We start from the raw sequence: 24,727 nt of genomic DNA on the forward strand, positions 1-24,727 counted from the left end.
TCCGGTGCAAACTCGTGACGCGGTCTACAAGTAGCGCCAATGAACACCCGGACGTCGCTCCGGGTGTTCATCCACCGGTGCCGGTCTTACCCTTAATCCCGAAGAATGATGCGGTCGCCGCGAAGTTCGAAGCCGGCCAGCGTGTTGATGAAGCTCATTCCAAGCAGGCTCTGGTCAAGGCGTCCCGGCTGCGCGACGTAAATCGGCAAATTGCTCCGCACAATGGATCCCACCTGAATTTCCGCCGTGCGGGCGCGGGCCACCAACGCGGTGCCATTTGCGGTCGCAACCGGTGTCCGGAATTGCAATCCTTCAGGATCAAAGCCCGCCGCGCGCGCATCCGCATCCGACAGAACGATGCTGCTGGCGCCTGTATCAATCAGCATGCGCAGGCCGGTACCGTTTACATCCGCGACGACCTCGAAATGGCCGCTGGCGGAACGCTCCACCATCACCTGCGCCCGTCCGTCGCTACCCACTGCCGACACCGGGCTGCCCGGTATGAGGCCGGCTGTAACGCGGCTTGCTACATCCTGCAGTTCGTAGCGGTACTGATAAATGGCCACCAGAGCCAAAAGCAGAAAAACCCAAAAGGCGAGCGTTCTTGCCATCTCGCCGATCCGCAGGCCCGAGCCCAGTATCCCGACGATCAGAACGGCAGCCCAGAGCCCCATATAGAGGGTCGAGGCGAAGGCGGAGCTCTCAAGTCCCAGTACCGTGCCGGAATCATGATTGGCGATCAGCAGAATCAGGCCGCTCCCCAGTATGGCCATGGAAATCCATAACAGCCGCATGGCTATTGTCCCTCCGCGCGCTGGCGGGTAAGGCGTGCGCGCCGCGTTTCTCGGCGCGGTCTGCGCTCCACGGTTTCAAGACGCGCGGGAAGTTCAGCCATGACGGTATCGCGCTCCCGTGGCGACATGGTGAGCCAGCCGGCAATTTCGTCGCGCGTGCGCCCGCAACCGAAACAGTAGCCCGACTTCATATCGATCGCGCATACCAGGATGCAGGGGGATTTGATGTCGGCCATGATCCTTCCAGCATTCTTAGCCCTGGCCCCAAGACATGGGGTATTGTGCCTGCCGACGCAAGCCACCAGTGCGGCCGCTATACCATTGCGCTTGATGCGCTTGGTGGCTATCTCGTTTCCGACACCAATCGGGAACCATTGTTCATGTCCTTCTCCGGAATGCCTTTCGACGACGTCCGCTCCCTGCTTTCCCAACTCGAAACGCCTGACGACACCCTGGCTGAAGCGATGACACAGGCATTCGCGCGGGCCGGCTACCCGGGGACCGCGCTGGGGCGTCTGCAGGAGCTCGGCATATGGCTTGCACGTACCCGCGGGGCGGTGCCGCCGCTGATTGGCAAATCCGGCGTCGCGCTCTATGCCGCAACCCACGGCTTCGCGGGGGATGCGCTTCCTCAGCAGCGCGTGCGCGTCGATGCGGTTGCTGCGGGCGCTGCTGCGGTGTCGCATCTATGCGTCGCAGGCGATCTTTCCCTGAATGTGTTCGATCTGGCGCTAGACCTGCCATCGAATGACATCCGCGGGGGTGCCTCTCTGGACGAACGCTCCTGTGCGGCCACGATCGCGTTCGGCATGGAAGCCACGGCTGAGGGCGCCGACCTTCTGTGTGTCGGGGCTTTGGGTGCACAGGCTGCGATTGCCGCAAGTGCAATTCTTCTCGCGCTTCTGAATGGGAAGCCGGAACAGGTGGGTGCTGCGGACAGGAACATCGTGTCTGAAGCGATTTCCTTCCATGCCGACCACCTGAGTGATCCGCTCGAGGTGCTGCGGCGATTGGGCGGGCGGGACATTGCAGCGCTCACGGGTGCCATTCTCGCAGCCCGCGTGCAGAACATCCCCGTTGTTCTCGACGGGTTGCCGGCTTTGGCCGCAGCGGCGGTGCTCTACCGGCTGGCACCACACGCAATTTCTCATTGCGTCCTCGCGAGTTCGAATAGCCCGCTTGAGATATGGGCAGCCGAACAGCTTGCGCTTAAGCCACTCCTTGAGCTGGAGTTTTCCGGTGAGGCAGGGTGTGCTGGCGCTGTCGCGGCTGCTCTTCTCAAATCAGCCGCCGCGTTGGCCGGCGGGGTCGCGGAGGTCGCCAGGCGTATGGGGTGAGCCGTGGGGTCGGGAAGGGGGTGTCAAGTGCCGCCACCCGATGCGCGCCTGCGCTCGGTGGGAACGGCGGGAAGCTCTTCCATCACGCGTGAACGCGGGAAGGCAACAATCGCATCGGTCCCGGAACGCAGCCTGGAGTTCAGTTCGAAAACGCCATTGTGCAAGGCTGCCAGCCCCTGAACGATTGGCAGGCCGAGGCCAGTGCCCTGTTCCGCGCTCTTGATGGCAATGGATCCCTGTCCGAATGCCGAGAGAACCACGGCAAGTTCGTCGTCCGGTATGCCCGGGCCGTTGTCCTTGATGGCGATGTATTGTCCGCCTCCGGCCGTCCAGCCGACCCGGATGTGCACGGAGCTCCCTGTCGGGCTGAATTTGATGGCGTTGGAAAGAAGGTTGAGCGTGATCTGGCGGACGGCACGCTCGTCGGCGAAAAGCCGCAGCAGGGTTGGCTCCACATCGAGCCTGAACGAGATGTCCTTGCCGCGTGCCTTCATTTCCATGAGGCGGCAGCAGTCCTCGACGATTGCGCCGAGTGGCAGCGGCTCCTCATTGAGCCGATAGCGCCCCGCCTCAATGCGCGAGAGGTCGAGTATCTCGTTGATCAGGCTAAGCAGGTGCTTGCCGGAACTGTGAATGTCCTTGGCGTAGTCGCGATAGGTCGCATTTTCCAGCGGACCCAGAACCTGATTGGCCATGACCTCGGAGAAGCCGAGAATTGCGTTTAGGGGGGTTCTGAGCTCATGGCTCATCGACGCAAGAAACCGAGATTTCGCCAGGTTGGCTTCTTCGGCACGCCGCCGCGCCTCATCCGACATGGATTTGGCCGTTTCCAGTTCGCCCACGAGCGCATTCTTCTCGCTTTGGAATGAGAGAAGGGTCAACGCAGCGCGGTTTCGATGGTGCGCGACATAGGCGAGGAAGGGCAGCGATGCAGCCAGGACCAGTCCCATCATCAATGTGCCCATTGTGGGTTCACTGCTCACCCTGAAGGCGAACAGGCAGACCGGCAGTGCGAAAGCCGCAACCAGAGCGCCACCTAGTGTCGCCGTCACGATTGCCGTTCCTGCGATGACGAGAAGCAGAAGGACACCCTGCATGATCTGCGGTTCTGACAACACGCCGAGGGGAAGAGGCAGAAACGCGAAACAGGCCCATCCGAGGCCGCTGGCGAAATGGGCGGCAAAAAGCCACTGCCGTGTCCGCGTGACCTCAATTTCGTTTTCCGGCATTCCCTCGAGACGGCGCGCAAGCAAGAAGAGCGGCAGGTAACCGGCAAGGCAGGCGAGTGCCCACAGGCACGTGATCTGCAGATCAAGCCCGAAATACACCCCCCCGAGGCTGATCGTCAGGATCAGCAGGACTGGCTTGATGGCGTTCGAGAGAATGGCGCGCGCGTGCAATTTGAGCATGTCGCGGTTGAAATCTGGCGGGCCGAGGCTTTGAGACAGCCGGTCGCGCGTGCGGCGCACGGCAAGACCCACATTGCTGTTGCGATGCGGCTTGGTGCGGTCCACAATGAACTTGTCGGCCGATTTTGACGCTTCCGGCACCATAACCCGTTTGAATTCCCGCTATTCACCGCTCAACCTATTCGTGAATGATTAAGAGACCCTTCAAAAGATGAGAGGCCGCCGAAACGCGCGGAAACGCGGCCGCCGGTCCATGCGTCTGACGGATCTGTTGCTGACCCTGCTGCTGCTGGGCGGAATAGCGCTTCTGGTCGACCGGCTTCAGCGTATTGGCAGCCAGACGCTAAGCGGTCAGGTCATAGTGCAGGATGGCGATACACTGACGGTTGCCGGTGAACGTATTCGTCTTGAAGGCATCGATGCGCCTGAGTTCCAGCAAAGCTGCACCCGCGACGGGCAGGACTACGCCTGCGGGCGAGAGGCGCTTCGGGCGCTGCGCCGGTTAGTGGCAGGCGCAGAGGTGGTGTGTGAAGGCTATGAGCGCGACCGCTATGATCGTCTTCTGGCCCGCTGTAAGGTGAACGGGAAAGATATCGGCGAAGCGCTTGTTGCGGCTGGCTGGGCGCTGGCCTATGGCGCTTACGACGGGGCCGAGGCAGAAGCGCGCCGGGCACGGCGCGGCATATGGGCCGGCGGTTTCGAGGCCCCGCATGACTGGCGTGTTGAACATCAGGGCGAGCCGCGTCCGGCGGATGGCGATCTGCTTAAGCGCCTTTGGGACAGGTTTGTGGAGTGGTTTTCAGGCGAAGGGTGATTGGATCATGAAGCTTTACGACGGCGGCAGGGCGCCCAATCCGCGGCGCGTGCGGATTTTCCTGGCGGAGAAAGGCATTGAAGTGCCCATCGAACCGGTGGACATGGGCGCGCTGGAGCACAAATCTGAAACGCTGACCCGCCTTAACCCCCTGCAGCGCTTGCCCGTTCTGGAACTGGACGACGGCACGGTGCTGACGGAAACCGTTGCGATCTGCCGCTATTTCGAGGCGCTTCACCCGGAACCCGCGCTTTTCGGCACGGGAGCGCTTGGAGTTGCGACTGTGGAAATGTGGCAGCGCCGGGTGGAGATGCACCTGTTCTATCCCATTGCACAGGCCTTCCGGCATCTTCATCCGGCCATGAAGGAATGGGAGGTGCCGCAAGTCGCGGCATGGGGTGAAGCCAATAAGCCCAAGGCCCTTGAGTTCCTCTCCTATCTCGATGAGGCACTGGCCGACCGTCCATTCATAGCCGGCGAGGACTATTCGATTGCCGATATCACAGGGTTTGTGAGCATCGATTTCATGAAGCTCGCACGCCTGACAGTCCCGGACGGGCTCGATCACCTTATGCGCTGGTATCACACGGTTGCCGGGCGACCGAGCGCCAGGGCCTGAGCGTACGGACGTGCAGAATGATCGGCTTGAAACGCTGCTGACACGCATTCGTGCGTGCCGGATTTGTGTTGAGGAGCCGGCTGTTAGACCGTTGCCACACGCGCCGCGGCCGGTTGTCGTTGGCTCGCGCAGCGCACGGATTCTTATTGCGGGGCAGGCGCCAGGAACACGGGTTCACGCTTCCGGTCTACCGTTCGATGACCGGTCGGGAGACCGGCTGCGAGACTGGCTCGACGTCGATCGCCCGACATTTTACGACCCATCCTGTTTCGCCATTGCCCCGATGGGGTTCTGCTTTCCCGGGCTCGATGCCAAAGGTGGGGATCTGCCGCCGCGCAGGGAGTGCGCGCCGGCCTGGCGTGCGCAATTGATGGAAGCAATGCCGCAGATCGAACTTGTTCTCGTTATTGGCCAGTATGCGCAGGCCTGGCACCTGGGCGGCGAGCGTTCCAGAACCCTCACCGAGACGGTGCGCGACTGGCGCCGGTTGCTGGCGCTCGACCTGGAGCCACGCGTTCTGCCACTGCCGCATCCTTCATGGCGCAACACGGGGTGGCTGAAAAGGAATCTCTGGTTTGAACGCGATCTGTTGCCTGTTCTTCGTGAGGAAATTCATCGGCTTCTTTCAGATAAATGAGGAATATCTGATCGCGGTTCTCATTTGCGGAGCAAAAAATTTCTTGTTGGTTTGGGTTTCTCTTGTCATTTTAGGAAATCATTTTCTCCGGAGTCCATCATGGATCGCCTTGATCGCAAGATCCTGCGCCTGTTGCAGGAAAATTCGACCCTTGCCGTAGCCGATGTTGCAAAAAAGGTCGGTCTGTCCACGACACCCTGCTGGAGGCGTATCCAGAAGCTGGAGGAAGAAGGCGTCATTCGCCGGCGTGTGGCGGTGCTCGATCCGGAAAAGGTCAATGCCCGGGTCAATGTGTTCGTGTCGATCCGCACGAACATGCATAGCCATGAATGGCTGAAGCGCTTCTCCGAGGTGATCCAGCAGTTTCCCGAGGTGGTCGAGTTTTATCGGATGAGCGGCGATGTGGACTATCTGCTGCGCGTCGTGGTGCCGGATATCGCCGCCTATGACGCCTTCTACAAGAGGCTGATTGCCAAGATCGAAATCCGCGATGTCTCATCCACCTTCGCAATGGAGCAGATCAAATACACGACCGAGCTGCCGCTCGACTATCTCGTTCTGGACAAGGATTCCGGCGGTACAAATGGCGGCTGACTGGACGATCTCGCGCCGTTGACAACGCGATGCCATGGATTGTCCGGGGAGGGTGTCTGCAGTCCAGGAAAGGTTCTGTTAGGGCTCACCCCGGCACCCCTTACCGTATAGCCGGACGTTATCACTGCTGCGCCATCCAAAATGAAAAGCTGGGTTTTCTCCAGACCGGGCTGCAGTGCGCCGGTTATCGTCACCGGCTCGTAGTTGGAGCTCAGGCGGTAAGGGGTTGATGGCACGACTCGGATGACCTGGCTGGGTGGCGGCTGCTGCATGTGGCTGCAGGCGCCTCGGCGCGCCACCAGCATGAACGAGTAGACCAGTTCGCCCTCGCGGTCGGCAGGGAGGAGGTAGCCGGAAAGGCTGATCGTCTGGCCGCTCAGTTTGCTGGCTGCCAGGCTTTGCGGATTTTCTGGGTCCGGGGAAGCAAGGGCAGCCCATTCGACAGGGCGAGCCGACCCCGCTTGCGGCGCGGTTTCGGAACCGGCGGCGGGTGAGGCGATGAGGGCCGGTGCAGAGAGCGCGCCGAGGGTTGCTGCGAGAAATGCCGCGCACCGGCCAGTCATTGTCTGCTCCTATTTTGCCAGGCGGGCGAGCAGGGAGGACGTATCCCAGCGGCGCCCCCCCATCTTCTGGACATCCTTGTAGAACTGATCCACCAGAGCGGTGACAGGTAAGCTTGCACCGTTGCGGTCGGCCTCGGCAAGGCAGATTCCGAGGTCCTTGCGCATCCAGTCGACCGCGAAGCCGAAATCATACGTGCCCTGGTTCATGGTCTTGTGACGGTTTTCCATCTGCCAGGAGCCGGCCGCACCCTTGGAAATCACGTCGACGACCTTCTCGATGTCGAGCCCGGCCTTCTGGCCGAAGTGAATGCCTTCAGCGAGCCCCTGCACCAGCCCGGCGATGCAGATCTGGTTGATCATCTTGGTGAGTTGCCCGGCACCGGCCGGGCCCATCAGTCCGACCATCCGGGCGAAGGATTCGATCACAGGCTTTGCCCTTTCGAACACCGCTTCCTCGCCACCGCACATGACCGTCAGGATACCGTTTTCGGCGCCGGCCTGACCGCCGGATACGGGCGCGTCGATGAAGCCGAAGTCGCGCTTCCGCGCTTCTTCGGCGAGTTCACGTGCCACTTCAGCGGAAGCGGTGGTGTTGTCGATGAAGACTGCGCCCTCTTTCATGCTCTGGAAGGCGCCGTCCTCGCCGAGCGTCACCGAGCGCAGGTCATCGTCATTGCCGACGCAGGCGAAGACAAAGTTCTTGCCGGCAGCGGCTTCCCGAGGCGTTTGGGCGTGCGCGCCGCCATGCTCCTTGACCCAGCTCTGCGCCTTCGCGGCGGTGCGATTATAGACCGTGACCTTGTGCCCGCCCTTGTTCTGAAGATGCGCGGCCATCGGATATCCCATGACCCCGAGCCCGATGAATGCGACGTCTGCCATTCGGAAATTTTCTCCCTGATATGCGTTTTCTAAGTGTCAGCGCTTCAGATGCTTGGTGATACGACGCTCTATCCAGTCTATCGTGTTGCGCAGGATTTCGACGATGCCAAGATAGATGATGGCGGCCCAGATGTAAGTCTGGAAGTCGAATGTGCGAGCGTAGGCGCGCCGTGTTTCGCCCATCAGGTCGTAGACCGTGATGATTGCGACGATGGCAGAACCCTTGATCATTAGAATGATCTCGTTGCCATAGGGTCTCAGCGCGACAATCAGCGCCTGCGGAATGATGATTTTGCGGGCGGTCTGGAATCTGGAGAGGCCCAGTGCCGACGCGGCCTCCCATTGGCCCTTGCCGACGCTCTCGATCGCCCCGCGCAGGATTTCGGCCTGGTAGGCGGCGGTGTTGAGGGTGAAGGCGAAGACGGCACAGTACCAGGCCTCCCGGAAAAACGTCCACAGCCCCACCGCCTGAAGCTCGGGTCTGAAAGAGCCCAAGCCGTAATAGACCAGGAATGTCTGGGCGAGCAGGGGCGTTCCGCGGAAAAAATAGACATATGCGTAGGCAAGGGCGGCAATGAACCTGTTTCTTGATGCACGCCCAAGCGCGACAGGCACGGAAAGGATCGCACCGAGAAAAACCGAAACAGCGACAAGCTGGATGGTGACCCAAAGGCCGGACAGATAGCGCGGCGCGTAACGGGTGAAGATGTCGGGGTCCCAGGCGTTGATCATGAAGCCGAGGACGGCAAGCCCGAGGACTGCCCAGATCGCGAGCAGGATCACACCGATTGTCCGGGCTCTCGTCCAACCCTGTCTGGCGACGGGCGGGCGCTCAACGGTTGCTTGTATATCTGCACTCATCGCTGCGCTCCATGGCGTTTGGTCCAGTTCTCGATGATGCCAAGGGCGATCGAGGAGAGCATGGCCAAAGCGAGATAGAGCAGGCATGCAATGCCAAAGAACAGAAACGCCTCCTTGGTGACGCGCGCGGCAATGCCGGTCTGGCGCAGTATGTCGGCAAGGCCGATCACGGAGACGAGCGCGGTGTCTTTCAGGAGGATCAGCCAGAGATTGGAAAGGCCCGGCAGGGCCAGCCTGATGAGCTGGGGCAGGATGATCAGGCGCATGGTCTGCGCGTTCGAGAGGCCAATGGCGTGACCGCCCTCATACTGTCCCTGCGGGATTGCCCGAAACGCAGCGAGAAACACTTCGCTTGCGTAGGAAGAGAAGACCGCGCCGAGCGCCACCATGCCCGCCACAAACGCGTTGATTTCGATGCTGGCGTCCGGATTGAAGAGGCGCACAAGCTGCTGCAGGCCGATCTGTGCACCGTAGAACACGAGGAACAGCGTCAACAGCTCCGGCAGTCCACGGAAAATCGTTGTGTATATGTTGGCTGCCAGGCGTAGTGCCTTGTCGCTGGAACGCTTGCCCAAAGCGACGAAAAAGCCGATCGCCAGTCCCAATGGTAATGTGGCCAGTGCCAGCGACACCGTCAGAAGAACGCCCTTGGCGATGTCATCGCCCCAGCCTTCCGGGCCAAAACTCAAAAGGGTCCAAACCCTTTCCATCTCCCAAAATCCCTGTCCGAACCGCCTGACCCGGCATCCCTTTGCGGATTGGCGATTTTCCTTTTCATTCCGGCGCTATTTCCAGAACCGTATACAATACAAGCGGCCGAACACCCGGGTCCGGCCGCCTGCGGCAGTGTGAATCAGGACATCGTAAAGGCGCTCAATCGCCGTAGACGTCGAACGAGAAATACTTGTCGTTGATTTCCTTGTACTTTCCATTCTCACGGATTGCCGTGATCGCGGCATTCAGCTTCTCACGAAGTTCGTCTTCGCCCTGCCGCACAGCAATGCCGATGCCGGGCCCGTAGATATCCTCACGCGGTGTAAGCGTGCCGAGAACCTTGCAACAAGCGCCGTCATCACTGTCGAGGAATTCCTGCAGGACGATGATGTCGTCGATGACGGCATCAAGCCGTCCGTTGACCATATCGAGCTTGTATTCCTCCGCGGTCGGATAGACCTTGACGTCGCTGTCGGAAAAGGTGGTCTCGGCGAAATTCGCGTGGGTGGTTGCACCCTGTGCGCCGATAACCTTGCCGGCGAGATCCTCCGGCGAGATGCCTGCGATGTCAGACTCTTTCGGCACGACGAGTGCCGGCGGGGTGTTGTAGTATTTGTTGGTGAAGTCGACCTGCTTCTTGCGGTCTTCGGTGATCGACATGGAGGCGACAATGGCGTCGAACTTGCCAGCCTGAAGGGCCGGAATGATGCCGTCCCAGTCCTGTGTCACGAATTCGCACTCAGCTTTCATCTCCTCGCAGAGTGCCTTGGCGATATCAACGTCAAAACCTTCAAGAGAACCGTCCGCGGTCAGGTTGTTGAAGGGGGGATAGGCACCTTGGTACCGATCTTGAGCTTCATCATGTCCTGGGCATGGGCGGAGCCCACTGCCAGTGCCAAAGCTGCTGCAGGCAGTGCGAGCGCGATACGCCTTGAAATACGCATTCTGGTTCCTCTCATCTTATTATCTACCGCTGCCGGCTGCGTGCCAGAGCGGAACTTGAAGCCGGATACTCCCACCGATCCGATTCAAATTGCAACCTTAAAGGTGACTGGTCCCATGCAATGAATGCGCGCGCCTGGACCCCTGCTATCAGGCACTGGCCTTAGCGCGTTTCTCCTCCGATGCCGGTATGGCTGATGATGAAGTCGGCAATGCCATCGATATCGCCGAGAGCGAATTGCGGCAGGGTCTGGCTTTCGGTGTCGTGGTCCGTCGCCACCGCCACGATGCCCGGGTCGGTCGTCGCCAGAAAGCCGTGGTCCCTGGCGTCTTGCCGGCGACATTCCAGTTTCGGGTGATTTTCGCGCTTGAAACCTTCGATCAGCACCAGATCGCATGGGGAGAGGCGTGCGAGCATTTCCTGCAGTGTAGGCTCCCGCTCCTCCGCCAGCTCATGAATAACCGCCCAGCGTCTGCCTGAAACGATTGCAACCTCCTGCGCACCGGCGGCACGGTGACGGAAGGAGTCCGTGCCCTCATGGTCAATATCAAACGTATGGTGGGCGTGTTTCAGGGTGGCTATCCTGAAGCCGCGTTTCGTCAACTCCGTCACAAGGGCTGCCGTCAGGGTGGTCTTGCCCGAGTTCTTCCAGCCGACAATGCCGAAAACCGGTTGTTTCACGGTGTTTCCCTCCGGTGCCTTTCGCGCGCCCTTTCAAGGTCGTCAGGCGTGTTGATGTTGAAGAACGGATCGTCCCCGGGCGCACACGGAAAGTCGACGATGGCAGCGTTGTGGAGATCGCACGCATAGGCGGTGACGCGGCGACTACCGCCTTCGACAAGATACCGGGCGAGATCATCGGCAAGTTCAACAGGCCAGAGGGCGAAGACAGAATGCAGCCTGCCACTGGTTCTGGCGATGGCCGGAACCGAAGATGCCCCTGCGGCATCTGCAAGGCGCGCAACAAGATCGCGAGGAAAGAAGGGGGTGTCCGCTGCCGCCGTTGCAACATGCGAGGCCTCGGGGACGGCGCTTCTCACCCACTGCAGTGCCGCGAGCACGCCTCCCAGAGGACCAACAGGCTCAGGAACCGGATCGGCGATCACCTCAAGCCCGAGCGTCGCAAACCTGTCAGGGTCGCCATTGGCATTGAGGGCAATACGGTCGACCTGTGGCGAGAGCCTGTCGATGACCGATCGGATGACCGTTTTCCCATTGAGGCGCAGCAGTCCCTTATCGCCACCGCCCATGCGGCGTGCCGTTCCGCCCGCCAGGATTATCCCTACAATGCCCTTTCTCATCGCTCGGCCTCAGATGTTTCCCGCCTGCCTGGCAACATAGATCACGTAGAGCGATGCGGCGATGGCGAGTACGAGGATACGAGCATCACCCAGATCAGCGGAAACGGGCCTGATTCGGGCGAAAGGACAGCGCCGGCGATCACCGAGAGTGCGGCGCCGCCGCCAATCTGCAGCGCTCCGCCGAGGCCCGAGGCGGAGCCGGCCAGGTGCGGCCGGACGCTGACGATACCGGCATTGGCGTTCGGCATGGTCATGCCATTGCCGATCCCGACGAAGAATGACGGGCCGAAAAGCGACATGGGATGGAAGAAGCCGACCGCAAAGAGGACCAGCGCGAGGACAAGCCCAAGAGATGCCAGAGTATTGCCCGCCAGCATCATCGGATTGATGCCGATCCGCTTCGAAAAGCGACCGGAAAGGAAGTTGCCGATCATGTACCCACCGAGATCAGGATGAAATACATCCCGTATTGCGAGGGGGTGAGGTCGAGGATTTCGGTCGCCACGTATGGGCCGCCGCCAAGAAAGGCGAAAAACGCTCCCGAGGCCATGGCGCTGTCGCCGTGTAGCCCCAGAAACGCCGGGCCCGGAAGAGCTCGGGATAGTTTCTGACCTGAGCGGTCATGCTACTGGACGGTGTGTGGTTCGTTTCTCCGAGATCAAGATAGACGATGAGAAGAGAGAGCAGCCCGAAACCCAGGATCAGGTAAAACGCTGCCTTCCAGCCGTAGAGTTCATCGAGGAAACCGCCGATCAGAGGACCGAGCATCGGAGCGAGCGTCATGCCCATGGTGATGTAGCCGATGCGGCTGGCAGCCTCATCAGCGCCCACCGTGTCGCGCACGATGGCGCGGGACAGGACCATGCCTGCTGCAGCGAATGCCTGCATCACCCGGCAGATAAGGAAGACCGTGATATTGGGCGCGACCAGTGCGGCGATGGTGGCCAGAATGAAGATGACAAAGCAGGTGAGCATGACTGGGCGGCGACCGAAGCGGTCGGAGGCCGGGCCGATGCCCAGTTGCAGAACGGCGGTGGCGGCGAGATAGAGCGAAACCGCCAGCTGGACGACGCCGTAATCTGCCCTGAAATATTCCGCCATACCCGGGAGGGACGGAAGGAACACGTTCATCGAGACCGCTGCCGTCGCAGTGGCGATAACCAGTGTGACGATATGAGGGGGCGTGGCGGAGCGGGGTAAGAGTTTATCCATAACGTCTTGCGAACCTTGCGTAATCAATCGTCGGCGCGTGCAGGCCGGAATTGGCGCGCGCTGGAATGGGATCCGAGCCAGTCGGATGGTTTTGAATGAATGGTTGAAATCTTCATGTGCCTTCCGTGGCCATGCCGGGGCCTGTGCTCCTGGCGGCGGGCTTCGTCCGGTTGACGACCTGTTCGCGGTAGAGCGTATAGAGACCCGAGCACACCACCAGAAAAGCACCGGCCATCATGACGCGATCGGGCCAATCGGCAAAAAGCACGATGCCAAGGCCGATGGCCCACAGGAGGGCGGTATAGCGGAAGGGGGCGATGAAGGAGAGCTCGCCGGCCCGCAGCGACAGGACGATGAAGTGATAGCCGCAGACAATGCATAAGGTGGCGCCCACAAGAATGGCGAAGTCTGCTCCACTCATGGGGGACCATCCTCCATAGGGGACGAGCAGGACTGCACCGGCGATGGTCACCGATGCAGCCGTTACCGTGGAAATCATCGGCGAGGGTATCTCGGACGGAATCTTCCGGGTCGTCAGGTCCCGCATGGTGGCGAATGCAACCGCAGCGACGCCGTAAAGCGAATAGGCGTTGAAAGCGTCGAAGCCAGGCCGGATGATGATCAATATGCCGATGAAACCAACGATAATTGCGCTCCAGCGGCGCCAGCCCACAGGCTCATTCAGGAAGAAGGCTGCTCCGAGTGTAACGGCCAGCGGAAGCGCCTGCATGACAGCGGCGAGGTTGGCGATCGGCATATGTGCGAGGGCCGAAAGAAAGCATATTGTGGCACCGGTCTCGCCTGCAACACGCAGCGCCACCATCGGGTGCAGGACTGCGCGCGGCTTTTTCATTGCTTTCCACTGCCAGGCGAGCAGCAGCATGACAAGTGTCGCCATAACCCCGCGCACCAGCATGACCTGCGCCATGTTCATGGCTTCGGCAACGAGCTTGGTCAGACCGTCATTAACGGTGAAGCCGGCCATTGCAATGGACATAAAAAGCGCACCGCGCGCATTCGGCGAAAACGACACGACCACCCCGCGATGCACAACGCCGGACACGTCCCAGACCCTTGGGGGCGCATGTCTACGTTGAACGAGTTCCTACGGTTTTTGGTGAAAAACGAATCCCACCTCCACAACAGGTTCTGATGCTAAGTATACCTTATGGACTTGGCAATTGGTTCGTTGCCGAAAACTGGCGATCCAGTCCTGGAGCGGTTCACCGTTACACGGAAACGCCGCTCTGCTCTGTCTATCTGATCTACCGCATTTGTGCGGACGTCAGGTGATTCCACCTGACTGCAAAATGCCCTAGCCGCCCGTGACGCTCATGTGCCGGGAAACCGAGGGACGGCTGGTGCGCCGGTCGATGACGAAGTCATGTCCCTTGGGCTTGCGGGCGATGGCATTGTTGATTGCCTCGGCCAGAAGCTCATTGCCTTCCGAAGCTCTGAGGGCAGCGCGCAGATCGGCAGAATCATCCTGACCGAGGCACATGTAGAGCATGCCGGTGCAGGTGATGCGGACGCGGTTGCAGCTTTCACAGAAATTATGCGTCATCGGGGTGATGAAGCCGAGTTTGCCGCCCGTTTCAGCGACTTCCACATATCGGGCCGGACCACCTGTCTTGAAAGGGATGTCTTTCAGCGTGAACTGCCGCTCCAATTGCGCGCGAAGGAGCGACAGCGGAAGATACTGATCCGTCCGGTCGGCATCGATCTCGCCCATGGGCATCGTCTCGATCACGGTCATGTCCATGCCACGCCCATGCGCCCAACGCAGCATGTCGGGAATCTCGTCTTCATTGAAACCTTTGAGTGCCACGGTGTTGAGCTTGATCTTCAGACCGGCTTCCTCCGCCGCCTCAATGCCGCGCATCACCTTTTCAAGCCGGCCCCATCGCGTGATCGCGTGGAACTTGTCCGGATCGAGCGTGTCGATCGAGACGTTAATGCGCTTCACGCCGCAATCGGCCAGTTCGCCGGCAAAGCGTTCGAGCTGCGATCCGTTGCTGGTGAGCGTGAGTTCGTCGAGCGCACCGGATTTCAGATGTCGTGAGATCTGGCGCACCAGATGCATGATGTTCTTGCGTACCAGTGGTTCGCCGCCGGTCAGGCGCAGGCGCCGCACGCCTTTTTCAATGAAGACGGTGCAGAGCCGGTCCAGTTCCTCAAGGCTGAGCAGGTCACGCTTGAAGAAAGGTCATGTCCTCCGCCATGCAGTAGACACACCGGAAGTCGCAGCGGTCGGTTACCGAAACGCGCAGATAGTCGATGGTGCGCCCGAAAGGATCGATCATGGTGCTCTGCGTCATAGGCTCGCTTTCGCTGGCATTCTTCATCAGGACCTTGCCCTGTTATGTCGTCACATAGTGCTCACTGTTCAAGCGCTGCAGGCTAGCATTTGTGCAATTGCCCGGGCAATTGCAGGGAAGGGCTTTTCACTTGGACCAAAGCTGAATAGGTCTACGGGCGAAAGGTGGTGACGGATGAAGCCTCCCAAGGAACTGCGTGTTTCAAAGGACCGTTCGGTGATGACGGTTCTGTTCCCGGATCTCGGACCGGTGCAACTTTCGGCGGAAATGCTGCGAGTGCTCTCCCCCTCGGCCGAAGTGCAGGGGCACTCACCCGAGCAGCGTATAACGGTTCCCGGCAAGCGGCATGTGACCATCGCTCGGGCGGAGCCGGTGGGCAATTATGCCGTGCGCCTCGTGTTCAGTGACGCACATCAGAGCGGTATTTTCACCTGGGTTTATCTGCATGAACTGGCCACGCAGAAGGATGCCAGATGGCAGGGGTATCTTGATGAACTGGAGGAGAAGGGGTTGAGCCGTGACATCTGAGGCGGACGCGTACACCATCACGTCGATTGACGCGCTTGAGGCGCTCTACGGTACGCCCGGAAAGGCATCGCTGGTCAAGGTGACGGACCGGGTGATACCGGAATATGCAAAACTGATCGATGCGTCGCCCTTTGTGGCGCTCGCCACCATAGGGCCGGAAGGAATCGATTGCTCGCCGCGCGGTGACAGGCCCGGCTTCGTGCGTATTCACGATGAGAAAACGCTGATGATGCCGGACCGTCGTGGCAACAACCGTGCGGATTCGCTGCGCAATATCGTTCGTGACGAACGGGCGGCCTTTCTCTTCCTCATTCCGGGATCGGGCACGACCCTGCGCGTCAACGGGCGGGCCAGGCTTTCAATTGATCCGGAACTATGTGCCTCCTTTGCCATAGACGAAGCCGCACCGCGCTCAGTCATCGTGCTTTCAGTGGACGAGGCCTATTTCCAGTGTGCGCGGGCGATTGTCCGCTCCGATCTCTGGAACGGTGCAAAGCATGCGAACCCCGAGAATCTGCCGACGCCCGGACAGATTCTTCAGGCGACGAGCCGCAGGGAGATCGACGGTGAGGCCTATGACAGTGAATGGCCCGATCGCGCCGGGAAGACGATGTGGTGACCCGCCTCAGCGATGGGTCAGAATGTTGACCAGCTTTCCGAAGGGGTCGCGGGTGTAGAAGCGCCGCACGCCCCACGGTTCCTCTGCAGGGCCGTATTCGATTGGGAAGCCCGCTTTCTCGACCCGCTCAAGCGCTTCATCGAGGTCATCCACTTCGATGGAAAGGTCGGGCACGGGGGTGTCCGATCCACCCTGTGACATGACGCTCACCTGCAGGCGCGTCTTTTCCTGAGCGCCATAGGTCACGATCCAGCCCTGGTCCATCAGCGTGTCGAGCCCGAGGACATCGCCGTAGAAACGTTTCGCTTCCCCGACCCGATCCGAGGCGATGTTGGCGACAATGCGTTTTACTTTCACGACGTGTCTCCCTGTGGGTTCAGCCTGCCTTCTTGAGGTTTGGGAGAAACACCGTCAACAGGCCGAGCAGCGGCAGGTAGGAACAGATCTGGTAGACGAACTCGATCCCGGTCCTGTCTGCGATAATCCCGAGCACGGCTGCGCCAAGGCCACCAAGCCCAAAGGCAAAGCCGAAGAACATGCCGGCGACCATGCCCACGCGACCTGGCAACAGCTCCTGTGCGAACACGACGATCTGCGGGAAAGCGGATGCGAGGATAAGGCCAATGGTAACGGTGAGGATCGGGGTCCAGAAGAAATTCGCATAGGGCAGGGCCAGCGTGAAGGGCAGCACCCCGAGGATGGAGAACCAGATGACCGTCTTGGAACCTATACGGTCACCGATCAGCCCGCCCAGCACGGTTCCGGCGGCAACCGAGCCAAGGAAAACGAAAAGCAGGATCTGCGACTGCTGGACACTGACGCCGAATTTTTCGATCAGAAAGAACGTATAGTAGCTGGAAATGCCGGCCATATAGACATTTTTGGCGAACACCAGTGAGACTAGGATCGCCAGAGACATGGCAATCTTGCCGCGTGGGAGGGTGAGAGCCGGAGAAGGTGCTGCACGTGTGGCGGTGCGCTGGCGGTACTCCGTATACCACGCGCTCACGCGCCACAGGACGATCATGCCGAGCAGTGCCGCGAGCGAGAACCAGGCGACGCTGCCCTGGCCCCGGGGCACGACGATGAAGGCAGCGAGCAGCGGGCCGATGGCGGTGCCGGCATTGCCGCCCACCTGGAAGACGGCCTGTGCCAGGCCGTATCGACCACCCGAGGCAAGACGGGCGACGCGCGAGGATTCGGGATGAAAGATCGCCGAGCCCAGGCCGACGAACATCGCGCCAACTAGGAGCAGCGAGTAGTTGGCGGCCGTCGCCAGAAGCAGAAGTCCGATAAAGGTCGATCCCATGCCGACGGGCAGCGAGTAGGGCATGGGTTTCTTGTCGGTGGTCAGCCCGATCGCCGGCTGCAGCAGCGACGCCGTCACCTGGAACGCCATGGTTAGAAGGCCGATCTGCCAGAAATCCAGCCCGTAATCGCTCTTCAGCATTGGATAGATGGCCGCAAGCATGGACTGCATGATGTCGTTCAGCATGTGGCAGAAGCTGACGGCAAGCAGGACCGCGAAGGCGGTCTGTTCTGCCGGCGTGGAGGGCCGGTTGGCGGTGGTATCGGTCACGTCAATGCTCCATGAGAAGAGGCCGCCCTCAAGACAGCAGCCGCTTATACGCCTCTTGCAAATGACCTGCCTTGGTGATTTGGTCTACTTTTTTTGCAAGTGGGCCAAATGAATTCTCCGCGCAGCCCCAGTACGGTGGTTTTCAATACCGATCGTCCCGTCGACGACGAAAAGCGACGCAACTGGCTTGAGGAGGTCGAGGGCGATCTGGTTGTTGGCGAGATTGCGCAATTGGCACATGTTCAGGTGCCCATCCATCGCCACAGCCGTGGGCAGCTCCTTCACGCAAGCAGCGGCGTGGTTCTGGTCAAGACCGGCTTCGGACACTGGATGGTGCCGGCAGGGCAGGCGATCTGGATTCCACCGGGTATCCAACACGCGGTCGAAATGATGACCGATGTGCGCATGCAGTCGGTTTACGTGCTTCCCGAGGCAATTTCAGGGTTGCCGGCAAGACCGCGTGTGGTCGGCATCACACCATTGATGCGCAGCCTTCTGGAGGAGGTGGCGCCTTTGCCGCATGTTGCCCGGCCGACGGGCCGCAACGGCTTGCTTTATGAACTCATCATGCATGAGATTCCGCGCTTGCCGGAGCTGCCGCTGGGGCTGCCATTTCCCTCTGATCCGCGGCTCGCACGCATGTGCCGCGCCTTTCTTGACGCGCCGGAAAGCCGCGTAACGATCGATCAGTGGGCGCATTCGGCGGGCATGAGCCGCCGCACCTTCACCCGCCGTTTCAAGCAGGAGGTCGGGCTCAGCCTGTCGCTCTGGCGCCAGCAGGCCAGCCTTTTTGCTGCTTTGCCGAGGCTGGCGAGCGGCGAAGCTGTAACCAACGTGGCGCTGGACCTGGGCTATGAGAGCGTGGCCGCCTTCACGACGATGTTCAAGAGGATGTTGGGGGCTTCGCCACGCAACTATCTGAATGTTCCGGCAGCGGATGGGGAACAGTGAAGCGGCCTGTGTCTCCTTAACAGGCCGCTATTCAGTCTTCAGCGAGTGCTTCACTGATGCGGCGCATCTGCTCGCCCATGGCCTCGCATTGCTCCGGCGTCGACTGGGCCATCACGCGGTCGATCAGCCTGGTGTAGACGGCGAGCGCTTCCATCAATCGCTCTTCACCGTCCTGCGTCAGGTAAAGCCGTAAGATTCGCCGGTCGTTGGCGTCGCTTTCACGGCGCACCAGCCCCTGCGTTTCCAGTTGCGGCAGCAGCATGGTGATGTTGGAGCGCCCGACGAGCAGGCGACGCGCAAGATCGTGCTGGGATTGCCCGGGGTGGCGATAGAGATTCATCAGCATGTCAAGCTGCGCAATCTTGAGGCCGAGTGGTTCGAGCGCCTTGCTGAGTGCCCGGACAATGGCTTTCTCCGCGCGCGCCACGGCGATCCATGTGCGAAAACGCGGATTGTCCCACGGGAGTTCTTGTATTTTGTTCATGATTGAACTAACTTTGTTCACGCTTGAACATTATATGGGTTTCCACCATGACTCGTTTCGGCCTGCGCATCCTGAAGAGCCTTTTTGGCACACTCGAACATGTCGCGCCAAGTCTCGGCGGTCGCATGGCGTTTGGGCTGTTTTGCCGAACACCCAGTCCGACGCGGCTGACAGAGAAGGAAAGGCGCGTTCTCGCCCAGTCGAAAGACTTCATGCGTCGTGCACGCAAACATCCGCTGACGACGACGCATGGCGCGGTTGTTGCCTATGAGTTTACGAACTGGGGCGCACGTCGTGACGGTCCGGCGGTTCTTGTTCTTCACGGCTGGCGCTCGCGTACCGAGCACATGCGCGTGGTCGTTGAGGCACTGCTCCAGCGCGGCTTTCGCGTCGTTTCCATGGATCTTCCGGGACATGGCGTCTCGGGCGGACGCATTCTTAATATCCCCAAGGCGGTTGGGGCGGTGAGCGCCGTGGCGCAATGGCTGGGACCGTTTGATGCCATGGTGGGACACTCCTTCGGCGGGGCGGTCGCGCTTAATGCGATTGCCGGCTCTGTCGACGGCGTCCCGCCGGTTTCCGTTCGACGACTGGTGACCATTGCTTCGCCGAACGCGCTGCCCGATCTCTTTTCCCAGTTCGGTGCCTTTGTGGGCCTTGGACCGAAGACGCAAAAGGCGTTCGAAGGCCGGGTCGAGGCCATTGCCGGAACGCCCCTGAAGGCGTTCGTCGCGGCGGAACAGCTGCGGGAGGTGCGGCTGCCGGCACTGATCGTTCACGCTCCAGAGGACAAGGAAGTGCCCGCATCTGATGCAAGGGCCATGGGCGACGCGGGCACGCATGTTTCGCTGGTTTGGGCGCCCGGTCTGGGGCATCGCCGGATACTTGCCGATCCCGGCATTGCAGCGCGCGTTGCGGCTTTCGTCGCGACACGCAGAGAGCGGCGACTTGAGCCTGCTGCCGCCATGCCTTTAGAAGATTGTTTACCAGTCGACGATTGAACCTCAATTTCATAACAATTTTATCGATCACCCCGCGACCCTGCGGCTGAGACCTGTTATTCTGGTTGTGATTGAGAATATCGTGGTTGTGGCAACGAGGCCGGGTCTCGGCGGGGTGAGCGATGATGTTAAAGTCCATGCGCAAAAGCGGGCTGAGCTGTGTGGCAGCAATGCTGTTCGCCGGAAGCGTGGGGCAGGCCCATGCGCAGTCGGACAATCTTTTTGACATGCTGTTCGGAGGCGGCAACCGCGCCACCAGCCGGGCGCGAAGTGAGCCGCCGCGGACGGTGAAACCCGCGCCGGTCAAGCGGCAGCCGGCAAAGGCCCCCAGGATTTCGGGCCCGTCCTACTACAATTACAGACCTGTGCCGCTCGCTCACGTCGCGTTTTCCGACATTTCGGTTCCAGCAACCGAAAACGCGTTTCAGCCGGCACTTGAGGGCGTTGCGTTCCGCGAGGCCCTGCCCATGCTGGAGGGCGTGGAGCTATACGCCGAGAAGGACATTGCAGCGGCAATTGTCGCGTTTTATTCGAAGCACCCTGATTTCGTCTGGGTTTCCGGCTATCAGGTCAACGAGCGTGCAAAACGTGTGTTACGGGTGCTTTCGGAAGCCTCCAGCCATGGGCTTTCCGACGTCGACTACACGGTTGGAGTGCCCGGCAGCGACTTTTCCTATGACGATATAGCGGCGCGTCAGAAGGAATTGATCCGTTTTGAAATGACGCTGACCGCGCGGGCCCTGCGTTATGCGCGTGATGCACATGCCGGGCGCGTCAATCCCAACAAGCTCTCCGGCTATCACGATTTCCCCGAAAAACCGATGGATCTGGTGCAGAGCATCGGCTTCATGGCGAATATGCCGGAGGCGGACCGCTATCTGGAAGGGCTGCATCCGCGCAACGATGTTTATCGCAAACTTCGCGCGGAACTGGAGGTTTTGCGCGGGGCTGCCGAGCGTGAGATCGTCGTCGACCCGAAGATGTTTATGCGTCCCGGTGGAGAGAGCTCCGAACTCGCCAAACTGCTCAAGATCATCGAACGCGACGCCAGCGGGGCCTTCATGGAGACCCATGGTGCGGTTTTGAAAGCGCATGAGGGGAGCGAAAGATATTCCGATGCGCTGGTGCCGGTGATCAAGGCGGCACAGGAGAGTCACGGGCTCAAGCCGGATGGCATTATTGGGCCACGCACGGTGGCGGCGATCGCCGGCGTCTCAAAGGCAGCGCGGATCGAAAAGGTGCTTTATGCGCTCGAGCGGTTGCGCTGGCATCCCTCGGAACTGGGTGACACGCGCGTGGTGATCAATGCTGCGTCGTTCAATGTCGATTTCTTCGAGAACGGGAAGCCGCGCATCTCCATGCGTACGGTCGTGGGGCGCAATGCCAACCAGACCAGTTTTTTCTACGACAAGCTCGAAACCGTAGAGTTCAATCCGTATTGGGGCGTTCCGCGGTCCATCCTCGTCAATGAGATGCTGCCGAAACTCTGGCGCGATCCGAGCTATCTCGATCGCAACGGCTATGAAGTGGTGAACAGCCAGGGGCGTCAGATCTCGTCCTCTGCCGTGAACTGGGGGCAGTATGGAAGCAACGTGCCCTATAGCGTGCGCCAGAAGCCGGGGCGCAACAACGCGCTTGGGGAACTGAAAATCCTGTTTCCCAACCGGCATGCGATCTACATGCACGACACGCCGTCCAAGAGCCTGTTCCAGCGCGATACCCGTGCGTACAGCCATGGTTGCGTCCGACTGGCAGATCCGCGGGCCATGGCGGCGGCGGTCCTCGACATTTCGGTCGACGAGGTCTCGCGTGCCATTGAGATCGGCGATCGCAGCCGTCCCACACGGCGCAGGATCGAACGCGATATTCCTGTCTATGTCGGCTATTTCACGGCCTGGCCGCAGACAGATGGCGTTGTCTCCTATCATGGCGACGTTTATGGACGTGACGCACGTCTGAAAACTGCGCTGGAAAAGACGACCGATCTGCGCTCCTCGAGCATCTGACGCTGCACAGAACCGATGGGCTGAAGTGCCCATCGCAGACCGCAGCCATCGGCGGATTGGCTTGCGGATTTGATCAGTCGCGCCAGAAGGTGGGCACCAGAAGCACCACAACGGCGAGGATTTCGAGCCGGCCGAGCAGCATGGTCGCCGACAAGACCCATTTTGCAAAATCGCTGAGGGGAACGAAATTGCCGGCAGGGCCGATCGTGGTGCCGAGGCCGGGACCGACATTGGTCAATGCGGTGAGTGAACCGGTGATCGATGTCAGGAAGTCGAGGCCAGTTGCCGACAGGAGAAGTGTTGCGACCACCCAGGACGCGAGAAAGCCGACGATGAAGAGTACGACTGATCGCTGCATCTCCTCATCGACGATGCGCTTGCCATAGCGCAGTGCCTGGACGGAGTGCGGATGAATGAGCAGACGCAGCCCGTTGCGCAGCATCGCCCCAAGAATGAGGAAGCGATAGGCCTTGATGCCGCCGGACGTCGAACCGGAGCAGCCGCCCAGGAAGGTGGCGAAGAAGGCCAGGGTCACAGCGAACGGCCCCCAGAGGGTGTAATCCTCACTGGCAAAGCCAGTCGTTGTGATGATCGAAGCAAAATTGAAGGCGGTAGATGCGAGAATGTCGTCGAACGGATCGCCGGTGGTGATGCGGCGCTGGACCGCCAGAATCATGACAATCAACGTCACATAGCCGAGAAACAGTCTGATCTGAGGGTCCCGCAGGGCGTCGAGGCGTCCGCGCGCGAAGAAAAGAACCAGGATCGAGAAGGGCAGGGCGGCGAGGAGCATGAACACCGTGCCGACCCACAAAACCGCGTTGCCTTCGAAATGGCCGAAGGAGGCGTCGTGGGTGGAGAAGCCACCTGTCGCGATGGTGGTCATGGCGTGATTGACGGCATCGAAATTGCTCATGCCGGCGGCCGCATAGGCCAGCGCACAGAGTGCGGTCAAAAGGCAGTAGATGCCGACAAGCGCAATGAGAAAACTGATAAAGCGCTCGAAAGGGCGGTTCTCAATGTCCGAGGATTCCACCCGAAAGTAGGAAAAACCGCCGACTTTGAGAAGCGGCAACAGGAAGAGGCCAAGCGCGACAACGCCAACCCCGCCGATCCATTGCAGGATGGAGCGCCACAGCAGCAGCCCGGGCGGCAGGCTGTCCAGCCCCGAAATGACGGTGGAGCCGGTGGTCGTGATGGCGGACACCGATTCGAAGACAGCTTCGGCAAGATCAAGTTTTAGCGAAGCCGTGTAAAACGGCAGTGCGCCCACCAGTCCCAGCATCAGCCATAAGAGAACCACGACCAGGAAGGTTGATTGCGTCGAGCCACGGGTGAGCGGTGCGCGCGTGGCGGCGGCAATGGTCAGGGCAATGGCGCCCGTGGCCAGCGAGCAGACAACGAAAATCTCCCAGTCGTCATTTCCGTAATAGAGATCAACAGCGGCTGGAAGAAGCATCGAAGCGGCGACGTAGACAGCGAAAATGGCCGCTGGATAGGTGGCCGTCCGGATTGTCGATGGCTGCACTTTCTCGACCTCGAAATGAACCGGCTCCGTGGTAGAGGAGAATGCGCTCCAAGGAAAGAGACTTCAGAAGAAGGGCAGACATGCGCAATCGGCATGACTGTGACTGCGGGAAACCTCTCGGTGCGTGCGGTTAGCGCCTTGTGCAGTAGAAACCGGCACTTTCACTCGCACCGTATTCGGGATGTGTGTCGATCACATGCGAAAGAGAAGGAATGTTCCAGCGATCGGCGATGCGGTAGCCGATGCCTTCGAGCTCAGCCAGAAAGGAGGCCTCGTTGCGTATCTGGTAAGGGACCAGAGCCGGCCCGATCCGTTCCAGTGTGACGATGGTTTTTCCCGTGCGCAACGCCACCTTGTTCAAAAGCAGGTGTTTTGGCGGCGCGGCGAGACGGTCGAGAAGATCGGGCAATGGAACGTTGAGATATTGCAGCAGCCCTGATCCGAGAAACACGTCGCAGGGGCCGTGGCCATCCAGCCGGCTTGTGAAGGAGAGGTTTTCAATGCCCTCGTCGCGGGCACGTTTCTCTCCCGCTTTGACAATGGCCGGCACGTCGTAGACGGTCCATTTCAGGGCTTCGATCTCGGGCAGGATCGTGCGGAAGGCGCGGAACTTGGTGCCCATATGGCCACCTGCATCGAGCAGTGAGTGGATATCCTGTCTGATCTGACTGAGCCAGAACAGCACCGGGTAGTCCCAGGGCACCAGCCGGCACATTTGCTCGAACGCTACGCCGGCCACCGCGTCATGATCATATCCGGCAAGGCCGCGCTGATTTGCGGCGGTCAAGGCATCCTCATATGTCGTGTAGACGCCGGAAAACCGCACCGGGCGATGCGCCACCATCCGCATGCGCCCGGCCGCCGCCTGAAACGGCAGGAAAGCGGCTCCACGCGCCTGCTTGAGCCCCTGTTTGATCTGATCCAGCGCCATTTTCAGAATTCCGGCCCGCTTTCACCCCGTGCCCTGAAGGGCGCGGATACTTTGCGAAAGCCTAGCGTTGGCCGCCTGTCTCGACCAATTCATCAATAAGGCTGA

Annotated in this window: 25 protein-coding genes and 3 pseudogenes; 10 read left to right on the plus strand and 18 right to left on the minus strand. The window is 60.3% G+C overall.

Going from position 1 to position 24,727, the window contains the following annotated elements; all coding sequences use genetic code 11:
• Positions 1-92 precede the first annotated feature (92 nt).
• Positions 93-794, minus strand: coding sequence for a retropepsin-like aspartic protease family protein (locus JCM21793_RS13420; RefSeq protein WP_036540348.1), 702 nt, complete (start codon positions 792-794; stop codon positions 93-95).
• A gap of 2 nt (positions 795-796) precedes the next feature.
• Positions 797-1,030 carry a DUF1289 domain-containing protein gene (locus JCM21793_RS13425; protein WP_007008177.1) on the minus strand — a complete coding sequence of 78 codons (234 nt, stop codon included), beginning with the start codon at positions 1,028-1,030 and terminating at the stop codon, positions 797-799.
• Between the two features lie 45 nt (positions 1,031-1,075).
• Here JCM21793_RS13425 and JCM21793_RS13430 point away from each other — a divergent pair, with 45 nt between their 5' ends.
• Entirely contained in the window at positions 1,076-2,131 is a 1,056-nt protein-coding gene (locus JCM21793_RS13430; protein WP_081784718.1) for a nicotinate-nucleotide--dimethylbenzimidazole phosphoribosyltransferase, read from the plus strand.
• A 23-nt stretch (positions 2,132-2,154) separates the two neighbouring features.
• Here JCM21793_RS13430 and JCM21793_RS13435 read toward each other — a convergent pair whose 3' ends face one another.
• Positions 2,155-3,684 carry a sensor histidine kinase gene (locus JCM21793_RS13435; protein WP_025030709.1) on the minus strand — a complete coding sequence of 510 codons (1,530 nt, stop codon included), beginning with the start codon at positions 3,682-3,684 and terminating at the stop codon, positions 2,155-2,157.
• A gap of 109 nt (positions 3,685-3,793) precedes the next feature.
• On the opposite strand from JCM21793_RS13435, the gene JCM21793_RS13440 reads away from it, so the two are divergent.
• The 4 genes from JCM21793_RS13440 to JCM21793_RS13455 all read left to right on the plus strand — a co-directional run bounded on the left by JCM21793_RS13440 (position 3,794) and on the right by JCM21793_RS13455 (position 6,204).
• Positions 3,794-4,354, plus strand: a complete 561-nt coding sequence (locus tag JCM21793_RS13440; protein ID WP_007008175.1) for a thermonuclease family protein — start codon at positions 3,794-3,796, stop codon at positions 4,352-4,354.
• Positions 4,355-4,361: 7 nt separating this feature from the next.
• On the plus strand, positions 4,362-4,973 hold the full coding sequence (locus JCM21793_RS13445; protein ID WP_025030711.1) for a glutathione S-transferase: 612 nt from the start codon (positions 4,362-4,364) through the stop codon (positions 4,971-4,973).
• Positions 4,974-4,983: 10 nt separating this feature from the next.
• Positions 4,984-5,610, plus strand: coding sequence for a uracil-DNA glycosylase family protein (locus JCM21793_RS13450; RefSeq protein ID WP_036540355.1), 627 nt, complete (start codon positions 4,984-4,986; stop codon positions 5,608-5,610).
• A gap of 99 nt (positions 5,611-5,709) precedes the next feature.
• Positions 5,710-6,204, plus strand: coding sequence for an Lrp/AsnC family transcriptional regulator (locus JCM21793_RS13455; protein WP_025030713.1), 495 nt, complete (start codon positions 5,710-5,712; stop codon positions 6,202-6,204).
• Here the strand turns inward: JCM21793_RS13455 and JCM21793_RS31510 are convergent.
• From JCM21793_RS31510 to moaA, 10 genes and pseudogenes are all read right to left on the minus strand, one after another.
• Positions 6,159-6,767 carry a DUF3299 domain-containing protein gene (locus JCM21793_RS31510; protein ID WP_081784719.1) on the minus strand — a complete coding sequence of 203 codons (609 nt, stop codon included), beginning with the start codon at positions 6,765-6,767 and terminating at the stop codon, positions 6,159-6,161. The two genes, JCM21793_RS13455 and JCM21793_RS31510, sit on opposite strands and share 46 nt — an antisense overlap.
• A gap of 9 nt (positions 6,768-6,776) precedes the next feature.
• Positions 6,777-7,646, minus strand: coding sequence for an NAD(P)-dependent oxidoreductase (locus JCM21793_RS13460; RefSeq protein WP_025030714.1), 870 nt, complete (start codon positions 7,644-7,646; stop codon positions 6,777-6,779).
• Positions 7,647-7,682: 36 nt separating this feature from the next.
• Positions 7,683-8,507: an ABC transporter permease gene (locus tag JCM21793_RS13465; RefSeq protein ID WP_025030715.1), complete on the minus strand. Its 825-nt coding sequence runs from the start codon at positions 8,505-8,507 to the stop codon at positions 7,683-7,685.
• Complete coding sequence (locus tag JCM21793_RS13470; RefSeq protein ID WP_007008168.1) at positions 8,504-9,217, minus strand: ABC transporter permease; 714 nt, start codon at positions 9,215-9,217, stop codon at positions 8,504-8,506. The genes JCM21793_RS13465 and JCM21793_RS13470 overlap by 4 nt, the downstream gene beginning before the upstream one ends.
• Before the next feature lie 163 nt (positions 9,218-9,380).
• Positions 9,381-10,165: pseudogene (locus JCM21793_RS25890) on the minus strand (ABC transporter substrate-binding protein).
• Between the two features lie 161 nt (positions 10,166-10,326).
• Positions 10,327-10,845, minus strand: coding sequence for a molybdopterin-guanine dinucleotide biosynthesis protein B (mobB, locus tag JCM21793_RS13480; RefSeq protein WP_025030716.1), 519 nt, complete (start codon positions 10,843-10,845; stop codon positions 10,327-10,329).
• Positions 10,842-11,465 carry a molybdenum cofactor guanylyltransferase MobA gene (gene mobA / locus JCM21793_RS13485; RefSeq protein WP_025030717.1) on the minus strand — a complete coding sequence of 208 codons (624 nt, stop codon included), beginning with the start codon at positions 11,463-11,465 and terminating at the stop codon, positions 10,842-10,844. The genes mobB and mobA overlap by 4 nt, the downstream gene beginning before the upstream one ends.
• Positions 11,466-11,474: 9 nt before the next feature.
• Positions 11,475-12,677 (minus strand): annotated as a pseudogene (locus tag JCM21793_RS25895) (multidrug effflux MFS transporter).
• 112 nt (positions 12,678-12,789) lie between these two features.
• Positions 12,790-13,740, minus strand: coding sequence for a DMT family transporter (locus tag JCM21793_RS13495; RefSeq protein ID WP_370671648.1), 951 nt, complete (start codon positions 13,738-13,740; stop codon positions 12,790-12,792).
• 252 nt (positions 13,741-13,992) lie between these two features.
• A pseudogene (gene moaA / locus JCM21793_RS25900) lies at positions 13,993-15,022 on the minus strand (GTP 3',8-cyclase MoaA).
• Between the two features lie 147 nt (positions 15,023-15,169).
• Here moaA and JCM21793_RS13505 point away from each other — a divergent pair.
• Positions 15,170-15,523, plus strand: a complete 354-nt coding sequence (locus JCM21793_RS13505; RefSeq protein ID WP_007008160.1) for a gamma-butyrobetaine hydroxylase family protein — start codon at positions 15,170-15,172, stop codon at positions 15,521-15,523.
• Positions 15,513-16,142 carry a pyridoxamine 5'-phosphate oxidase family protein gene (locus JCM21793_RS13510; RefSeq protein WP_025030719.1) on the plus strand — a complete coding sequence of 210 codons (630 nt, stop codon included), beginning with the start codon at positions 15,513-15,515 and terminating at the stop codon, positions 16,140-16,142. Before JCM21793_RS13505 ends, JCM21793_RS13510 begins: the two co-directional genes overlap by 11 nt.
• A 6-nt stretch (positions 16,143-16,148) precedes the next feature.
• Here the strand turns inward: JCM21793_RS13510 and JCM21793_RS13515 are convergent, their stop codons facing one another.
• Positions 16,149-16,499, minus strand: a complete 351-nt coding sequence (locus JCM21793_RS13515; protein WP_007008158.1) for a VOC family protein — start codon at positions 16,497-16,499, stop codon at positions 16,149-16,151.
• Between the two features lie 19 nt (positions 16,500-16,518).
• Entirely contained in the window at positions 16,519-17,721 is a 1,203-nt protein-coding gene (locus JCM21793_RS13520; RefSeq protein WP_025030720.1) for an MFS transporter, read from the minus strand.
• 108 nt (positions 17,722-17,829) lie between these two features.
• Here JCM21793_RS13520 and JCM21793_RS13525 point away from each other — a divergent pair, with 108 nt between their 5' ends.
• Positions 17,830-18,672, plus strand: coding sequence for an AraC family transcriptional regulator (locus tag JCM21793_RS13525; RefSeq protein WP_025030721.1), 843 nt, complete (start codon positions 17,830-17,832; stop codon positions 18,670-18,672).
• A 31-nt stretch (positions 18,673-18,703) separates the two neighbouring features.
• Here JCM21793_RS13525 and JCM21793_RS13530 read toward each other — a convergent pair whose 3' ends face one another.
• The gene (locus tag JCM21793_RS13530) at positions 18,704-19,156 is read right to left on the minus strand and encodes a MarR family winged helix-turn-helix transcriptional regulator (RefSeq protein WP_025030722.1); all 453 of its coding nucleotides are present in this window, start codon (positions 19,154-19,156) and stop codon (positions 18,704-18,706) included.
• Between the two features lie 47 nt (positions 19,157-19,203).
• Here JCM21793_RS13530 and JCM21793_RS13535 point away from each other — a divergent pair, with 47 nt between their 5' ends.
• Positions 19,204-20,157, plus strand: coding sequence for an alpha/beta fold hydrolase (locus JCM21793_RS13535; protein ID WP_025030723.1), 954 nt, complete (start codon positions 19,204-19,206; stop codon positions 20,155-20,157).
• A gap of 122 nt (positions 20,158-20,279) precedes the next feature.
• Entirely contained in the window at positions 20,280-22,163 is a 1,884-nt protein-coding gene (locus JCM21793_RS13540) for a L,D-transpeptidase family protein (RefSeq protein ID WP_025030724.1), read from the plus strand.
• Positions 22,164-22,236: 73 nt separating this feature from the next.
• On the opposite strand, the gene JCM21793_RS13545 is transcribed toward JCM21793_RS13540, so the two are convergent.
• Both JCM21793_RS13545 and JCM21793_RS13550 read right to left on the minus strand, forming a co-directional pair.
• The gene (locus JCM21793_RS13545) at positions 22,237-23,691 is read right to left on the minus strand and encodes a TrkH family potassium uptake protein (RefSeq protein ID WP_025030725.1); all 1,455 of its coding nucleotides are present in this window, start codon (positions 23,689-23,691) and stop codon (positions 22,237-22,239) included.
• A gap of 130 nt (positions 23,692-23,821) precedes the next feature.
• Positions 23,822-24,622 (minus strand): methyltransferase, TIGR04325 family, encoded by an 801-nt coding sequence (locus JCM21793_RS13550; protein WP_036540351.1) that lies wholly within the window; start codon positions 24,620-24,622, stop codon positions 23,822-23,824.
• Positions 24,623-24,727 lie beyond the last annotated feature (105 nt).

This window comes from Nitratireductor aquibiodomus NL21 = JCM 21793 (genome assembly GCF_000615975.1).
In the GTDB taxonomy this organism is placed as follows: Bacteria; Pseudomonadota; Alphaproteobacteria; order Rhizobiales; family Rhizobiaceae; genus Nitratireductor; species Nitratireductor aquibiodomus.

Excerpts from the sequence above, each read along its gene's own strand:
- JCM21793_RS13420 (WP_036540348.1), bottom strand. The coding sequence starts at position 794 with ATGCGGCTGTTATGGATTTCCATGGCCATACTGGGGAGCGGCCTGATT.
- JCM21793_RS13425 (WP_007008177.1), bottom strand. The coding sequence starts at position 1,030 with ATGGCCGACATCAAATCCCCCTGCATCCTGGTATGCGCGATCGATATG.
- JCM21793_RS13435 (WP_025030709.1), bottom strand. The coding sequence starts at position 3,684 with ATGGTGCCGGAAGCGTCAAAATCGGCCGACAAGTTCATTGTGGACCGC.
- JCM21793_RS13440 (WP_007008175.1), top strand. The coding sequence starts at position 3,794 with ATGCGTCTGACGGATCTGTTGCTGACCCTGCTGCTGCTGGGCGGAATA.
- JCM21793_RS13445 (WP_025030711.1), top strand. The coding sequence starts at position 4,362 with ATGAAGCTTTACGACGGCGGCAGGGCGCCCAATCCGCGGCGCGTGCGG.
- JCM21793_RS13455 (WP_025030713.1), top strand. The coding sequence starts at position 5,710 with ATGGATCGCCTTGATCGCAAGATCCTGCGCCTGTTGCAGGAAAATTCG.
- JCM21793_RS31510 (WP_081784719.1), bottom strand. The coding sequence starts at position 6,767 with ATGACTGGCCGGTGCGCGGCATTTCTCGCAGCAACCCTCGGCGCGCTC.
- JCM21793_RS13460 (WP_025030714.1), bottom strand. The coding sequence starts at position 7,646 with ATGGCAGACGTCGCATTCATCGGGCTCGGGGTCATGGGATATCCGATG.
- JCM21793_RS13465 (WP_025030715.1), bottom strand. The coding sequence starts at position 8,507 with ATGAGTGCAGATATACAAGCAACCGTTGAGCGCCCGCCCGTCGCCAGA.
- JCM21793_RS13470 (WP_007008168.1), bottom strand. The coding sequence starts at position 9,217 with ATGGAAAGGGTTTGGACCCTTTTGAGTTTTGGCCCGGAAGGCTGGGGC.
- mobA (WP_025030717.1), bottom strand. The coding sequence starts at position 11,465 with ATGAGAAAGGGCATTGTAGGGATAATCCTGGCGGGCGGAACGGCACGC.
- JCM21793_RS13505 (WP_007008160.1), top strand. The coding sequence starts at position 15,170 with ATGAAGCCTCCCAAGGAACTGCGTGTTTCAAAGGACCGTTCGGTGATG.
- JCM21793_RS13525 (WP_025030721.1), top strand. The coding sequence starts at position 17,830 with ATGAATTCTCCGCGCAGCCCCAGTACGGTGGTTTTCAATACCGATCGT.
- JCM21793_RS13530 (WP_025030722.1), bottom strand. The coding sequence starts at position 19,156 with ATGAACAAAATACAAGAACTCCCGTGGGACAATCCGCGTTTTCGCACA.
- JCM21793_RS13535 (WP_025030723.1), top strand. The coding sequence starts at position 19,204 with ATGACTCGTTTCGGCCTGCGCATCCTGAAGAGCCTTTTTGGCACACTC.
- JCM21793_RS13540 (WP_025030724.1), top strand. The coding sequence starts at position 20,280 with ATGATGTTAAAGTCCATGCGCAAAAGCGGGCTGAGCTGTGTGGCAGCA.
- JCM21793_RS13550 (WP_036540351.1), bottom strand. The coding sequence starts at position 24,622 with ATGGCGCTGGATCAGATCAAACAGGGGCTCAAGCAGGCGCGTGGAGCC.